Raw genomic sequence first — 14,149 nt, 5'->3', positions numbered from 1 at the left:
CCCGCCGGGGCCGTGCGCCTGCGAGGCGCTCTCCATCGCCCGGCGCCAGGCTCAGCTCGCGTACACGGCAGCCAGGTCGCGGAAGCCCTTGATCTCGATGGGATTGCCGAACGGGTCGCGGAAGAACATCGTCCATTGCTCTCCCGGCTGGTTCTCGAAGCGCACCTGCGGCGCCAGCACGAAGTCGGTGCCGGCCGCCTGCAAGCGCTCTGCCATGGCCTTCCACTCGGGCAGCAGCAGGATCAGGCCGAAGTGCGGCATGGGCACCAGCTTGTCGCCGACATGGCCCGTCGCGGCCGTGGCAAACGGTTGGCCCAGGTGCAGCGAGATCTGGTGGCCGAAAAAATCGAAGTCGACCCAGGTGTCGGTGCTGCGGCCTTCTCGACAGCCAAGCACCTCGCCGTAGAAGCGGCGCGCCGCGTCGAGGTCGGCGACGTTGAAGGCGAAGTGGAAGATGGATGGCAGAGGGATGGCGGCTGAAGCCATCGCAGGGGCGGCGGAAGAGTGGGCGGTGGTCATGCGCGAAGAGGAGCGAAAAGAACGGCAAAGGGCCGCAAAGAACGGGACCGGCAAAAACCAAAAAGCCCCGCAAATCACAGATTTGCGAGGCTTTGGATTGGTGGGCGGTGCAGGCTTCGAACCTGCGACCCCTGCCGTGTGAAGGCAGTGCTCTACCCCTGAGCTAACCGCCCTGAATCTTGTTCAGGAAAGCCTGTGATTATGCCATAGATTTTTCGTGCGTCCGCCAGATTGTTTTTCCGCCGGTCGACTTGTCGAGTTGCGCGAGCACGGCTTCGTGCGCCGCAAGCTCTTCTTCGCTCGCGACCAGCACCTGCAGCACGATGCTGGACAGGTCGATGCGCGGCACCTCGCTGGTGGTGACGGCCTCGTCGGTCGTCTCGACCTCGATCAAGAGCGCGTCCTGGCCGCGCGTCATGTTGATGTAGACGTCGGCCAGCAGTTCGGCGTCGAGCAAGGCGCCGTGCAGCGTGCGGCCCGAGTTGTCGACCTCCAGGCGGCCGCACAGCGCGTCGAGCGAGTTGCGCTTGCCCGGGAACATCTCCTTGGCCATCACCAGCGAATCGACCACGTTGTCGACGACGCCGCCGATCGGACCGCGGCCCAGCAGGTCGAGTTCCTTGTTCAGGAAGCCCACATCGAACGGCGCGTTGTGGATGATGATCTCGGCGCCCTGCAGGTAGTCCAGCAGCTCGTCGACGACCTCGGCGAACTTGGGCTTGTCGCGCAGGAACTCGTTGCTGATGCCGTGCACCTTGAGCGCGTCCTCGTGGCTGTCGCGCTCGGGGTTCAGGTAGAAGTGCTTGTTGTTGCCCGTGAGCTTGCGGTTCAGCAGCTCCACGCAGCCGATCTCGATGATGCGGTCGCCCGTGGCGGCCGACAGGCCCGTGGTTTCGGTGTCGAGGACGATCTGGCGCATCAGTGGTTCTCGCGCGCGTGGTTGATCGTGTACTTGGGAATCTCCACCGTCAGGTCGTCCTTGCCCAGCATGACCTGGCACGACAGGCGCGACTGCGGCTCCAGGCCCCAGGCCTTGTCCAGCAGGTCTTCTTCCTCTTCTTCCGGATCTTCCAGCGTGTTGAAGCCCTGGCGCACGATCACGTGGCAGGTGGTGCAAGCGCAGCTCATGTCGCAGGCATGCTCGATGGCGATGCCGTTGTCGAGCAGGGCCTCGCAGACGCTGGTGCCAGGCGCGGCGCGCAGCTCGGCGCCGGCGGGACAGAATTCGGGATGGGGCAGGACCTTGATGACGGGCATGGGGATCAGACGGACTCGATGTTCTTGCCGGACAGGGCGTTGCGGATACCGGCGTTCATGCGCAGGGCGGCGAAGGCCTCCGTGCCCTTTGCCAAGCCTTCGGTGGCGGCGGTCATGGGCTGCAGCTGGTCGGCGGCGCGCGCCTGCTCAGCGCTGGCGACCAGGGCGTCGATGGCGGCGCGCTCAGGCGCCGGCAGCAGGTCGCCGTCGGCATCCAGCGCGCTGCGCGTGGCCAGCAGCATGCGGTCGAGCTCGACACGCGCCTCGACCAGCGCCCGGGCCTGCATGTCCTGGCCGGCGGTGCTGAAGCTGTCCTGCAGCATGCGGGCGATCTCGTCGTCGCTGAGGCCGTAGGACGGCTTCACGTCCACGCTGGCCTCCACCCCACTGCCTTGCTCGCGCGCGCTGACGGTCAGCAGGCCATCGGCATCCACAGTGAACGTGACGCGGATGCGCGCCGCGCCGGCCGCCATCGGCGGTATGCCGCGCAACACGAAGCGCGCCAGGCTGCGGCAGTCGGCCACGAGGTCGCGCTCGCCCTGCACCACGTGCAGCGCCAGCGCGGTCTGGCCGTCCTGGTAGGTCGTGAAATCCTGCGCCATCGCGGTCGGGATGGTCTGGTTGCGCGGCACGATGCGCTCGACCAGCCCACCCATGGTCTCGATGCCCAGCGACAGCGGGATCACGTCCAGCAGCAGCAGATCGGCCGCGCCGCTGTTGCCGGCCAGTTGGTCGGCCTGGATGGCCGCGCCGAGCGCGACGACCTCGTCGGGGTTCAGGTTGGTCAGCGGCGGCTTGCCGAAGAAGGCCTCGACCGCGCGGCGCACCTGCGGCATGCGCGTGGCGCCGCCGACCAGCACCGTGCCCTGCACGTCGGCAGGTGTCAGCTTGGCGTCGCGCAGCGCCTTGCGCACAGCGGCCATGGTGCGCGCCGTGAGGGCGGCGGTGCTGGCTTCGAAGTCGGCACGGGCCACGTCCACGGCCAGCTCGGTGTCGCCCAGCTGAACGCGCAGGGCGGCTCGGTCGTCGTCCGTGAGTCGCTCCTTGGCCGCGCGCGCGGCGCGACGCAACGCCACCTGCTGCTGCGCGCCCTCGGCCTGCAGGCCGCTGGCCTGCTGTGCCCAGCCGGCCAGCGCGTGGTCGTAGTCGTCGCCGCCGAGCGCGGAATCGCCGCCAGCCGCAACGACCTCGAACACGCCGCGCGACAGGCGCAGGATGGAGATGTCGAAGGTGCCGCCACCCAGGTCGTACACGGCGTAGATGCCTTCGGATGCGTTGTCCAGGCCGTAGGCGATGGCGGCGGCGGTCGGCTCGTTGATCAGGCGCAGCACATGGAGGCCGGCCAGTTGGGCCGCGTCCTTGGTGGCTTGGCGCTGGGCATCGTCGAAGTAGGCGGGCACCGTGATCACGGCACCGTGCAGGTCGTCGGCAAAGCTGTCCTCGGCACGGAAACGCAGCGTGGCCAGGATCTCTGCGCTGATCTCCACCGGCGTCTTGGGGCCGGCCGCGGTCTCGATGCGCAGCATGCCGGCACCCTCGGTGGCCACGAGGCGGTAGGGCAGTTCGGCAGCCGCCACGTCGGCCGGGCCGCGGCCCATGAGCCGCTTGACCGACGCAATGGTGTTCTCGGGGTCGGTGGTCTGGGCGGCCAAGGCCTCGTGGCCGATCTGCCGGCCGGAACCACCGGCCGATGGTGCGAGGTAGCGCACGACCGAGGGCAGGATCACGCGGCCCTGCGCGTCGGGCAGACACTCGGCCACGCCGTTGCGCACGGCGGCCACGAGCGAATGCGTGGTGCCCAGGTCGATGCCGACTGCGATGCGGCGCTGGTGGGGATCGGGCGAGAAGCCGGGTTCGGAAATCTGGAGAAGCGCCATGGTTTCATTGTCCTCCGGAAGCAGCGCCCCCTTCGGTTGCACTGGCATCGCGCTTGTCGCCAACGCCGGCCTGCAGGCGCTCGACGAACATGAGCGCGCGCACCTCGGCCGCTGCCGCGGCAAAGTCGCGCTCCTCGTCCAGCAGGCGCGCGCAACGCGCCAGGCCCGCGGCATGCGTCGCGGCCAGTTCCTGGTCCAGCGCATCGAAGTCCTGCGGCATGCGCGCGTCGTCGAGCTGCTCGTGCCACTCCATCTGCTGCATGAGGAAGGCCGGCGGCATCTTGGTGTTGCCGTGCACGTCGACGGGCGCGCCATGGAGTTCGCAGAGATAGGCCGCACGGCGCAGCGGATCGCGCAGGCGCTGCCAGGCCTCGTTGATGCGCACCGACCACTGCATGGCGACGCGCTGCGCCGCCGCGCCCTGGGCGCTGAAGCGGTCGGGGTGCGCCTCCCGCTGCAAGGCCTTCCAGCGCCGCTGCAAGGCAGCGTGGTCCTGCGCGAAACGGGCCGGCACGTCGAACAGTTCGAAATCGGTGGACTGCAGGTTCATGGTCGCAATGCGCGTCAGCGGCGCCCCCAAGAAAAAACCGCCATCACGCAGTGCGCCATGGCGGTTGCCGGGATGGAAAACAGACTCAGACGCGGAAGCTCTCACCGCAACCGCATTTGTCGCGCTCGTTGGGGTTCTCGAAACGGAAGCCCTCGTTCAGCCCTTCGCGCACGAAGTCGAGCTTGGTGCCGTCCAGGTAAGCCAGGCTCTTGGGATCGATGAGCACCTTGATGCCATGCTCCTCGAATACCAGGTCTTCCGGCGCAGCCTCGTCCACATATTCGAGCTTGTAAGCCAGGCCCGAGCAACCCGTGGTCTTGACGCCCAGGCGCACACCGACGCCCCTGCCGCGCTTGGCGAGGTAGCGGTTCACATGGCGGGCGGCCGCCTCGGTCAGTGTCACCGCCATCTCAATGCACCGTGTTGTCGCCCGTCCGCTTCTTGCGGTAGTCGTCCACGGCCGCCTTGATGGCGTCCTCGGCCAGGATGGAACAGTGGATCTTGACCGGCGGCAGCGCGAGCTCTTCGGCGATCTGGCTGTTCTTCAGCGCAGCGGCCTCGTCCAGCGTCTTGCCCTTGACCCACTCGGTCACGAGCGAGGACGAGGCAATGGCCGAGCCACAGCCATAGGTCTTGAAGCGCGCATCCTCGATCACGCCGGTCTGCGCGTTCACCTTGATCTGCAGCTTCATCACGTCGCCACAGGCTGGCGCGCCGACCATGCCGGTGCCGATGGAATCGTCGCCCTTGTCGAAGGAGCCGACGTTGCGAGGGTTCTCGTAGTGGTCTACGACCTTGTCCGAATAAGCCATGGTTTTCTCACTCTGTATGTTGTGCGGTCAATGTGCAGTCCACTGGATCGACGAGATGTCGACACCGTCCTGGTACATCTCCCACAGCGGGCTCAGTTCGCGCAGCTTCTCCACGTTCTGGCGGATGGTCTGCACGGCATAGTCGATGTCGGCCTCGGTGGTCCAGCGGCCGATGGTCATGCGCAGGCTGCTGTGCGCCAGCTCGTCGCTGCGGCCCAGTGCACGCAGCACATAGCTGGGCTCCAGGCTGGCCGAGGTGCACGCCGAACCGCTGGACACCGCCAGGCCCTTGATGCCCATGATCAGCGACTCGCCTTCGACGAAGTTGAAGCTCATGTTCAGGTTGTGCGGCACGCGCTGGGTGGCATGGCCGTTGATGAACACCTGCTCGACGTCCTGCAGGCCCTTGAGCATGCGGTCGTGCAGCGCCTGGATGCGCTGGTTCTCGGCCGCCATTTCTTCCTTGGCGATGCGGTAGGCCTCGCCCATGCCGACGATCTGGTGCGTAGGCAGCGTACCCGAGCGCATGCCGCGCTCGTGGCCGCCGCCGTGCATCTGCGCCTCGATGCGGATACGGGGCTTGCGGCGCACGTACAGCGCACCGATGCCCTTGGGGCCGTAGGTCTTGTGCGAGGTCAGGCTCATGAGGTCGACCTTCAGCGTGGACAGGTCGATGTCGACACGCCCGGTGGCCTGCGCTGCATCCACATGGAACACCACGCCCTTGGCGCGGCAGATCTCGCCGATGGCCGCGATGTCCTGCACCACGCCGATCTCGTTGTTCACGAACATCACGCTGGCCAGGATGGTGTCCGGACGGATCGCGGCTTCGAACGCCGCCAGATCCAGCAAGCCGTCGGGCTGCACGTCCATGTAGGTCACCTCGAAACCCTGGCGCTCCAGCTCACGGCAGGTGTCCAGCACAGCCTTGTGCTCGGTCTTGACCGTGATGATGTGCTTGCCCTTGCCCTTGTAGAACTGCGCAGCACCCTTGATCGCCAGGTTGTCGGACTCGGTCGCGCCCGAGGTCCAGATGACCTCGCGCGGGTCGGCGCCGATGAGGGCCGCCACATGCTCGCGCGCCTTCTCGACCGCGGCCTCGGCTTCCCAGCCCCAGGCGTGGCTGCGCGATGCGGGGTTGCCGAAGTGTTCCCGCAGCCACGGGATCATGGCATCCACCACCCGCTCGTCGCACGGGTTGGTGGCGCTGTAGTCCATGTAGATCGGGAAATGGGGCGTGCTTGACATTGGCTAGCTTTCAGTCGCGGCTGGCTGGAGATGGCGGGCGCAAAGGACTCGGATGGGTTTTCAGGATTTGGCGAAGGCGTTGCCCAGCGCGAACACCGAATTGGGCGCGTTCACGCGGATCGGCTTGACCACCGGCTGCGGCGAGATGGCGCGCTTGAGCATGGGCTTGCTCTCGACCTGCACGCCCTTGGCGATCTGGTCGTCTACCAGCTTTTGCAGCGTCACGGAATCGAGGAACTCGACCATGCGCTGGTTCAGCGCGGCCCACAGCTCGTGCGTCATGCAGCGGCCGGCTTCGCCCAGGCAGTTTTCCTTGCCGCCGCAATGGGTGGCGTCGATGGGCTCGTCGACCGAGACGATGATGTCGGCCACGGTGATCTCGGTGGCCTTGCGGCCCAGCGTGTAGCCGCCACCGGGGCCCCGCGTGGATTCCACGAGGTCATGGCGGCGCAGCTTGCCGAACAGCTGTTCCAGATACGACAGGGAGATCTGCTGGCGCTGGCTGATGGCCGCCAGCGTGACCGGGCCGTTGTTCTGGCGCAGGGCCAGATCGATCATGGCTGTGACCGCAAAACGGCCTTTGGTTGTCAGACGCATCGCAAGCTCCTTCTGAATTGCTTGACCTACCGTTGAAGCTGGGAAGGGGTGTCACCCCAACCCGACGCGCTTTGCACCTGCTTTTCATCCGTCACGATGTGGAAGCGGTTTGGAGCCCTCAGCGATGGACTTCTTCGATGCGCTTTTTGTTCCCGATCAATTAACTCAAGTATAGCAGAATTCCCTATTGAATCTGTCGGATTAAGGGCTCAGGCGGCCGGAATGTGGTCACCTCCCGCGGCACCGAAGGCCTGGGCCTTGAGATGCGCAAGCTGGTCGCGCACGCGGGCGGCCTTCTCGAACTCGAGGTTGCGGGCGTGCTCCAGCATCTGCTTTTCCAGACGCTTGATCTCGCGCGCCACGTCCTTCTCGCTCATGTCCTCGACCTTGGCGCGCTGCAGCGCGGCCTGCTCGATGCGCTCGGCCTCCTTGCCGCTCTTCTCGCTGTAGACGCCATCGATCAGGTCGCGCACCTTCTTGACGATGGCCTTCGGCGTGATGCCCTGCGCGAGGTTGTGCGCCGTCTGCTTGACGCGCCGGCGCTCGGTCTCGTCGATGGCGCGGCGCATGGAGTCGGTGATGCGGTCGGCGTACAGGATGGCCCTGCCCTGCAGGTTGCGCGCGGCGCGGCCGATGGTTTGGATCAGCGAACGCTCGGAACGCAGGAAGCCCTCCTTGTCGGCATCGAGGATGGCTACCAGCGACACCTCGGGAATGTCCAGGCCCTCGCGCAGCAGATTGATGCCGACCAACACGTCGAAGCTTCCGAGCCGCAGGTCACGCAGGATCTCCACGCGCTCCACCGTGTCGATGTCCGAATGCAGGTAGCGCACCTTGACGCCGTTGTCGGCCAGGTAGTCGGTCAACTGCTCGGCCATGCGCTTGGTCAGCGTGGTGATCAGCACGCGCTCGTTGCGCTCCACGCGCAGGCGGATCTCCTGCAGCACGTCGTCGACCTGCGTGGCGGCTGGGCGCACCTCGACTTCCGGGTCGACCAGGCCGGTCGGCCGCACCACCTGCTCCACGACCTGGCCGGCATGCGTCTTCTCGTAGTCGGCCGGCGTGGCCGAGACGAACACCACCTGGCGCATGCGCTGCTCGAACTCCTCGAACTTGAGCGGCCGGTTGTCCAGCGCGCTAGGCAGGCGGAAACCGTATTCCACCAGCGTGGTCTTGCGCGAGCGGTCGCCGTTGTACATGGCGCCCAACTGGCCGATCAGCACATGGCTTTCGTCCAGGAACATCACGGCGTCCTTCGGCAGGTAGTCGGTCAGCGTGGACGGTGGGTCGCCCGGCGCGGCGCCCGACAGGTGCCGCGTGTAGTTCTCGATGCCCTTGCAGTGGCCCACCTCGCTCAGCATCTCCAGGTCGAAGCGCGTGCGCTGCTCCAGGCGCTGGGCCTCGACCAGCTTGCCGGCGGCGACCAGCTCCTTGAGCCGGTCGCTCAATTCGAGCTTGATGGTTTCGACGGCAGTCAGCACCTTGTCGCGCGGCGTCACGTAGTGGCTGCTCGGGTAGACCGTGAAGCGCGGGATCTTCTGCTTGATGCGGCCCGTGAGCGGGTCGAAGAGCTGCAAGGTCTCGATCTCGTCGTCGAACAGCTCGATGCGGATCGCCAGTTCGGAATGCTCGGCGGGAAACACGTCGATGGTGTCGCCGCGCACGCGGAACTTGCCGCGCTGGAAGTCCTGGTCGTTGCGCTGGTATTGCATGCGGATCAGTTGGGCGATCACGTCGCGCTGGCCCAGCTTGTCGCCTGCGCGCAGCGTCATGATCATGCGGTGGTAGCTCTCGGGCTCGCCGATGCCGTAGATCGCAGACACCGTGGCCACGATCAGCACGTCGCGCCGCTCCAGGATGCTCTTGGTGCACGACAGCCGCATCTGCTCGATGTGCTCGTTGATCGCCGAGTCCTTCTCGATGAACAGGTCGCGCTGCGGCACGTAGGCCTCGGGCTGGTAGTAGTCGTAGTAGCTGACGAAGTACTCCACGGCGTTGTTCGGAAAGAACTCGCGGAACTCGCTGTACAGCTGCGCGGCCAGCGTCTTGTTCGGCGCGAACACGATGGCCGGCCGGCCCAGCCGTGCGACCACGTTGGCCATGGTGTAGGTCTTGCCCGAGCCGGTCACACCCAGCAGGGTCTGGAACACCTCGCCTTCGCGCACGCCCTCGACCAGGCTGTCGATGGCCTCGGGCTGGTCGCCAGCCGGCGGATACGGCTGGAACAGTTCGAACGGCGAATCGGGGAAACGGACGAACTCCCCCTTCTTCTCTTCAGCAGGCGTATCCAGAACTTCTGACATAGGGAATCCGATCGTGACAGGAATGCTTAAAATTGGTGCACGGCCGTCGCCGGCTTCCTCGCAAGGTCCGCGAGGGGCAACACGATAGGCTAGCGCAGCACGGCCCTCCCCGCTAGCGACAACCCTCTGCAGGAACCTTCATGTCTTTGTTCTCCGCCGTCGAGATGGCACCGCGCGACCCGATCCTGGGTCTGAACGAGCAGTTTGCCGCCGACACCAACCCCAACAAGGTCAACCTGGGCGTCGGTGTCTACTACGACGACAACGGCAAGCTGCCGCTGCTGGAATGCGTGCAGAAGGCCGAACGCGCCATGATGGAGGCCCCCAAGGCCCGCGGCTACCTGCCCATCGACGGCATCGCCGCATACGACAGTGCCGTCAAGAACCTGGTATTTGGGGCCGACAGCGAGCCTGTCAAGAGCGGCCGCGTCGCGACCGTGCAGGGCCTGGGCGGCACCGGTGGCCTGAAGATCGGCGCCGACTTCTTGAAGCACCTGAACCCGGGCGCCAAGGTGCTGATCAGCGACCCGAGCTGGGAAAACCACCGCGCACTGTTCACGCAGGCCGGCTTCCAGGTCGAGAGCTACCGCTACTACGATGCGGCCAAGCGCGGCGTCGACTTCGACGGCATGCTGGCCGACCTGAAGGCTGCCGCGCCCGGCACCGTGGTCGTCCTGCACGCCTGCTGCCACAACCCCACCGGTTACGACATCACGCCGGCGCAGTGGGACCAGGTGATCGCCACGGTCAAGGCCGGTCGGCTCGTGCCGTTCCTGGACATGGCCTACCAGGGTTTCGGCCAGGGCATTGCCGAAGACGGCGTGGCGGTCGCCAAGAGCGTCGCGGCCGGGCTCACCTTCTTCGTCTCCACCTCGTTCAGCAAGAGCTTCAGCCTGTACGGCGAGCGCGTCGGCGCGCTGTCGGTGCTGTGCCAGGACCAGGCAGAAGCCGGCCGCGTGCTGAGCCAGCTCAAGATCATGATCCGTACCAACTACAGCAACCCGCCCATCCACGGCGGCACCGTCGTCGCCTCGGTGCTGAACACGCCGGAGTTGCGCGCGCTGTGGGAAGAGGAACTGGCCGGCATGCGCAGCCGCATCAAGCAGATGCGCATCGCACTGGTCGACAAGCTCAAGAGCGCCGGTGTGCAGCAGGACATGGGCTTCATCACCACCCAGGTCGGCATGTTCAGCTACTCGGGCCTGTCCAAGGACCAGATGGTGCGCCTGCGCAACGAGTTCGGTGTCTACGGCACCGACACCGGCCGCATGTGCGTGGCCGCGCTGAACAGCAAGAACATCGACTACGTTTGCGCCAGCATTGCCAAGGTGATCTGACCGGCCACTGCTCTCCGTGAAAACGCCGCGCACTGCGCGGCGTTTTTGTTGGTATCAGCCAAAGAACCAGTAACAGACGCCGATCGAGGCCAGGATGCCCGCCACGTCGGCCAGCACCGCGCAGGCCACGGCATGCCGTGCGCGCTGGATGCCGACGGCGCCGAAATACACCGCGAGCACGTAGAACGTGGTCTCGGTGCTGCCTTGCACAGTGGCAGCCAGGAGCGCGGCGAAGCTGTCGACGCCCTGGCTCTGCATGGTCTCCAGCAACAGCGCGCGCGCCGCACTGCCCGAGAACGGCTTGACTAGCGCCGTGGGCATGGCGTCGACGAAACGTGTGTCCCAGCCTGCCATCGCCACCAGGCCGCGCAGGCCGTCCAGCGCCAGGTCGAGCGCGCCCGAGGCGCGCAGCACGCCGACAGCGCACAACATGGCGACCAGGTAGGGCAGCAGATTCTTCGCAACATCGAAGCCCTCCTTGGCGCCTTCGATGAAGGACTCGTACACAGGCACACGCCGCAGCGCGCCGGCCAGCAGGAACAGCAGGACGATGGCGAACATGGTCAGGTTTCCCAGCAGCGACGACAGCGCCGCCAACGCCGTCGCCGACAACCCGGCCAGCAGCGCCATGAAGCCGCCCATCAACAAGGCGCCTGGCACCAGATATGCCAGTACCACCGGATCCCACAGCCGCAGACGCTGCACCGCGGCCACCGCCAGCAGCGCCACCAGCGTGCCGGCCGCGTTGGCCAGCAGGATCGGCAGGAAGACCAGCGTCGGGTCGGCCGCACCCTGCTGCGCGCGGTACATGAAGATGCTGACCGGCAGCAGCGTCAACGCCGAGGCGTTCATCACGAGGAACAGGATCTGCGCGTTGCTGGCCACTGTGGCGCTGGGGTTGAGTTCCTGCAGCGAACGCATCGCCTTGAGCCCGATGGGCGTGGCCGCGTTGTCCAGCCCCAACGCATTGGCCGCAAAGTTGAGCGTGATGAGCCCGAGCGAGGGGTGGCCCGGCGGTACCTGCGGCATCAGGCGGCACAGCAGGGGCGACAGCAAGCGCGCCAGCCAGTTCACCAGGCCGGCCTGCTCCGCAATGCGCAGGAAACCCAGCCACAGCGTCAGCGTGCCGAAGAGCAGCACCATGACCTCCACGGCCAGCTTCGCCATGGCGAACAGCGCCTGCACCATGGCCGCGAAGACTTCGGCTTCCCCGCCAACGAGCCAGCGCCAGCAGGCACAGGCCGCGGCCGTGAAAAAGAAGCCCAGCCACAAACCATTCAACATGGCGGGCAGTGTAGTTGTGCGCATTCGCGGCATATGGGCGCACCGGCCGTGTGCACTGCAGCACGCAAGCTTCCACCAGTGCACTGCATTGGTGTTTCCCGGCATGCAAACACGTCCGACAACTGCTATATTGCTGCAGTGCAACATGAAACGCTGCACCGCCCTCATCCCCTTACCCCCTTCCACGCGATGCTGTACCAGATCTACGAAGCCCAGCGCTCCCTGATGGAGCCGTTTGCCGAGTTCGCAAACGCTGCCTCCAAGCTGTTCGGCAACCCGGCGTCGCCGCTGGGCCACAACCCGTTCGCCCAACGCGTGGCTGCCGGTTACGACCTCCTGTACCGGCTGGGCAAGGACTACGAAAAGCCGGTGTTCGGCCTGCAGACCGTTACGGTCGGTGGGGTCGAGGTGGCCATCCATGAGCGCGTGGAGCTCAACAAGCCGTTCTGCGAGTTGCGCCGCTTCAAGCGCTTCACGGACGACGAAGCCACGCTCTCCAAGCTCAAGGGCCAGCCGGCGGTGCTGATCGTGGCGCCTTTGTCGGGCCACTACGCCACGTTGCTGCGCGACACCGTCAAGTCGATGCTGGGTGGCCACAAGGTGTACATCACCGATTGGAAGAATGCCCGCACCGTGCCGCTGGCCGATGGCGAGTTCCATTTGGACGACTACGTCAACTACGTGCAGGAGTTCATCCGCCACCTGCAGTCCGTCTACGGCGACTGCCATGTGATGAGCGTGTGCCAGCCCACGGTGCCGGTGCTGGCGGCCGTGTCGCTGATGGCGTCGCGCGGCGAACGTCTGCCGTTGTCGATGACCATGATGGGCGGACCCATCGACGCACGCAAGTCGCCGACGGCCGTGAACAACCTGGCCATGAACAAGAGCTTCGACTGGTTCGAGGGCAACGTGATCTACCGCGTGCCGCAGAGCTTCCCTGGCGCTGGCCGCCGCGTCTACCCGGGCTTCCTGCAGCATGCCGGTTTCGTGGCCATGAATCCCGATCACCACGCCAAGAGCCATTACGACTATTTTGAGCACCTGCTGCAAGGCGACGACGTCGGTGCCGAAAGCCATCGCAAGTTCTACGACGAGTACAACGCCGTGCTGGACATGGACGCCGATTACTACCTGGAAACCATCGCCACGGTGTTCCAGGAGTTCAAGCTCGTCAACGGCACCTGGCAGGTGCGCAACGCCAAGGGCGTTTCCGAGCTGGTGAAGCCGCAGGACATCCAGGGCTGCGCACTGCTGACCATCGAAGGCGAACTCGACGACATCTCCGGCTCCGGCCAGACCGCCGCCGCGCACGACCTGTGCACGGGCATCGCCGCAGACCAGCGTGAGCATTTCGAGGTCAAGGGCGCGGGCCACTACGGCATCTTCAGCGGCCGGCGCTGGCGCGAAAGCGTCTACCCGAAGGTTCGCGACTTCGTCCTCGCGCACAACAACGGCGCCAAGCCCAGCACGCCGCGCAGCAATGCAGTGGCACGCACTGCCGCGGCACGCGTCGCCGCCAAGAAGACGAGCGCCGCCTGACCGCTGTGTCTGCGTTGGCCCAACGCGTGCTGGCTGCATTGCCGCAGACGCAATGCACGCGCTGCGGCTATCCCGATTGCGCCGCTTACGCGCAGGCCATCGCTGACGCGCAGACACCGATCAACCGCTGCCCCCCAGGCGGCGCCGAAGGCGTGCAGCGCTTGGCGCTGCTGACCGGGCAGGCCGCGCTGCCCCTCGACCCCGCCTACGGCACCGAGGGGCCGCGCCAGATGGCCTTCATCGACGAGGACTGGTGCATCGGCTGCACGCTGTGCCTCAAGGCCTGCCCGGTCGACGCCATCATTGGCAGCAGCAAGACCATGCACACGGTGCTGGAAGCGCATTGCACGGGTTGCGAGCTCTGCATTCCGGTGTGCCCGGTCGACTGCATCCTGCTTGAGCCTGCCAGCGGTGGCCAAACCGGCTGGGCCGCGTGGTCTGAGGCCCAGGCGACTGCCGCGCGGGACAGGCATGCGCAGCATGTCCGCCGCGGAAAGCCAGAGGCCTTGCCGCAGACCGAGCCCCTCCCGCCCGCGCACGCGATGGAGCAGCGCGCCGCAACGCCGATCGATTCCCGCCGCACCATTGTCGAGGCCGCACTGGCACGCGCACGTGCGCGCCGCGCGCCCAGCTGAGCCCTGCAGCGCATGCGGCGCGCAAAGACAAACGGGCTACGCAATTGCTTGCGTAACCCGTTGCGATGTGGCGGAGTGGACGGGACTCGAACCCGCGACCCCCGGCGTGACAGGCCGGTATTCTAACCAACTGAACTACCACTCCTGGTAGGTAGCTTCGGCACCTTGGGGCGCGCTCCGGGTCGAGGCTG

Annotated in this window: 14 protein-coding genes and 2 tRNA genes; 3 read left to right on the top strand and 13 right to left on the bottom strand. The window is 66.2% G+C overall.

The genetic code is table 11. The features are described 5' to 3' along the window. Positions 1–51: 51 nt before the first annotated feature. From ASF44_RS16210 to uvrB, 11 genes are all read right to left on the bottom strand, one after another. Complete coding sequence (locus ASF44_RS16210; protein WP_056900318.1) at positions 52–465, bottom strand: VOC family protein; 414 nt, start codon at positions 463–465, stop codon at positions 52–54. A gap of 152 nt (positions 466–617) precedes the next feature. Continuing rightward, positions 618–692 (bottom strand) — tRNA-Val (locus ASF44_RS16205). 26 nt (positions 693–718) lie between these two features. Beyond that, complete coding sequence (gene dnaQ, locus ASF44_RS16200) at positions 719–1,441, bottom strand: DNA polymerase III subunit epsilon (protein ID WP_056900317.1); 723 nt, start codon at positions 1,439–1,441, stop codon at positions 719–721. Then, complete coding sequence (gene fdx / locus ASF44_RS16195; RefSeq protein WP_056900240.1) at positions 1,438–1,776, bottom strand: ISC system 2Fe-2S type ferredoxin; 339 nt, start codon at positions 1,774–1,776, stop codon at positions 1,438–1,440. Before fdx ends, dnaQ begins: the two co-directional genes overlap by 4 nt. 5 nt (positions 1,777–1,781) lie before the next feature. After that, on the bottom strand, positions 1,782–3,653 hold the full coding sequence (gene hscA / locus ASF44_RS16190) for a Fe-S protein assembly chaperone HscA (protein WP_056900239.1): 1,872 nt from the start codon (positions 3,651–3,653) through the stop codon (positions 1,782–1,784). Between the two features lie 4 nt (positions 3,654–3,657). Further along, the gene (gene hscB, locus ASF44_RS16185) at positions 3,658–4,203 is read right to left on the bottom strand and encodes a Fe-S protein assembly co-chaperone HscB (RefSeq protein WP_056900238.1); all 546 of its coding nucleotides are present in this window, start codon (positions 4,201–4,203) and stop codon (positions 3,658–3,660) included. 85 nt (positions 4,204–4,288) lie between these two features. Next, the gene (gene iscA, locus ASF44_RS16180; protein WP_056900237.1) at positions 4,289–4,612 is read right to left on the bottom strand and encodes an iron-sulfur cluster assembly protein IscA; all 324 of its coding nucleotides are present in this window, start codon (positions 4,610–4,612) and stop codon (positions 4,289–4,291) included. Between the two features lies 1 nt (position 4,613). Beyond that, positions 4,614–5,015, bottom strand: a complete 402-nt coding sequence (gene iscU, locus ASF44_RS16175) for a Fe-S cluster assembly scaffold IscU (RefSeq protein WP_056900236.1) — start codon at positions 5,013–5,015, stop codon at positions 4,614–4,616. A gap of 27 nt (positions 5,016–5,042) precedes the next feature. Beyond that, positions 5,043–6,263, bottom strand: coding sequence for an IscS subfamily cysteine desulfurase (locus tag ASF44_RS16170; RefSeq protein ID WP_056900235.1), 1,221 nt, complete (start codon positions 6,261–6,263; stop codon positions 5,043–5,045). A 60-nt stretch (positions 6,264–6,323) separates the two neighbouring features. Then, positions 6,324–6,860, bottom strand: coding sequence for a Fe-S cluster assembly transcriptional regulator IscR (gene iscR / locus ASF44_RS16165; protein WP_056900234.1), 537 nt, complete (start codon positions 6,858–6,860; stop codon positions 6,324–6,326). A gap of 209 nt (positions 6,861–7,069) precedes the next feature. Continuing rightward, positions 7,070–9,163 carry an excinuclease ABC subunit UvrB gene (gene uvrB / locus ASF44_RS16160; RefSeq protein ID WP_056900233.1) on the bottom strand — a complete coding sequence of 698 codons (2,094 nt, stop codon included), beginning with the start codon at positions 9,161–9,163 and terminating at the stop codon, positions 7,070–7,072. A 140-nt stretch (positions 9,164–9,303) separates the two neighbouring features. Here uvrB and ASF44_RS16155 point away from each other — a divergent pair, with 140 nt between their 5' ends. Further along, complete coding sequence (locus ASF44_RS16155) at positions 9,304–10,500, top strand: amino acid aminotransferase (RefSeq protein ID WP_056900232.1); 1,197 nt, start codon at positions 9,304–9,306, stop codon at positions 10,498–10,500. A 54-nt stretch (positions 10,501–10,554) separates the two neighbouring features. Here the strand turns inward: ASF44_RS16155 and ASF44_RS16150 are convergent, their stop codons facing one another. Next, positions 10,555–11,784 carry a nucleoside recognition domain-containing protein gene (locus tag ASF44_RS16150; protein WP_056900231.1) on the bottom strand — a complete coding sequence of 410 codons (1,230 nt, stop codon included), beginning with the start codon at positions 11,782–11,784 and terminating at the stop codon, positions 10,555–10,557. A gap of 189 nt (positions 11,785–11,973) precedes the next feature. On the opposite strand from ASF44_RS16150, the gene ASF44_RS16145 reads away from it, so the two are divergent. Then, a complete protein-coding gene (locus tag ASF44_RS16145) occupies positions 11,974–13,323 on the top strand; it encodes a polyhydroxyalkanoate depolymerase (protein WP_056900230.1) in 1,350 nt (449 codons plus the stop codon). 5 nt (positions 13,324–13,328) lie between these two features. Further along, complete coding sequence (locus tag ASF44_RS16140; RefSeq protein WP_056900229.1) at positions 13,329–13,958, top strand: RnfABCDGE type electron transport complex subunit B; 630 nt, start codon at positions 13,329–13,331, stop codon at positions 13,956–13,958. A gap of 68 nt (positions 13,959–14,026) precedes the next feature. Here the strand turns inward: ASF44_RS16140 and ASF44_RS16135 are convergent. Further along, a tRNA-Asp gene (locus ASF44_RS16135) sits at positions 14,027–14,103 on the bottom strand. Positions 14,104–14,149 lie beyond the last annotated feature (46 nt).

The sequence above is a fragment of the Pseudorhodoferax sp. Leaf274 genome, assembly GCF_001422445.1.
Taxonomy (GTDB): Bacteria; Pseudomonadota; Gammaproteobacteria; order Burkholderiales; family Burkholderiaceae_C; genus Pseudorhodoferax.
This window is presented reverse-complemented; position numbering and strand designations above follow the sequence as displayed.

Excerpts from the sequence above, each read along its gene's own strand:
- ASF44_RS16145 (WP_056900230.1), top strand. The coding sequence starts at position 11,974 with ATGCTGTACCAGATCTACGAAGCCCAGCGCTCCCTGATGGAGCCGTTT.
- iscR (WP_056900234.1), bottom strand. The coding sequence starts at position 6,860 with ATGCGTCTGACAACCAAAGGCCGTTTTGCGGTCACAGCCATGATCGAT.
- ASF44_RS16155 (WP_056900232.1), top strand. The coding sequence starts at position 9,304 with ATGTCTTTGTTCTCCGCCGTCGAGATGGCACCGCGCGACCCGATCCTG.
- iscU (WP_056900236.1), bottom strand. The coding sequence starts at position 5,015 with ATGGCTTATTCGGACAAGGTCGTAGACCACTACGAGAACCCTCGCAAC.
- ASF44_RS16170 (WP_056900235.1), bottom strand. The coding sequence starts at position 6,263 with ATGTCAAGCACGCCCCATTTCCCGATCTACATGGACTACAGCGCCACC.
- ASF44_RS16150 (WP_056900231.1), bottom strand. The coding sequence starts at position 11,784 with ATGTTGAATGGTTTGTGGCTGGGCTTCTTTTTCACGGCCGCGGCCTGT.
- uvrB (WP_056900233.1), bottom strand. The coding sequence starts at position 9,163 with ATGTCAGAAGTTCTGGATACGCCTGCTGAAGAGAAGAAGGGGGAGTTC.
- hscA (WP_056900239.1), bottom strand. The coding sequence starts at position 3,653 with ATGGCGCTTCTCCAGATTTCCGAACCCGGCTTCTCGCCCGATCCCCAC.
- hscB (WP_056900238.1), bottom strand. The coding sequence starts at position 4,203 with ATGAACCTGCAGTCCACCGATTTCGAACTGTTCGACGTGCCGGCCCGT.
- fdx (WP_056900240.1), bottom strand. The coding sequence starts at position 1,776 with ATGCCCGTCATCAAGGTCCTGCCCCATCCCGAATTCTGTCCCGCCGGC.
- iscA (WP_056900237.1), bottom strand. The coding sequence starts at position 4,612 with ATGGCGGTGACACTGACCGAGGCGGCCGCCCGCCATGTGAACCGCTAC.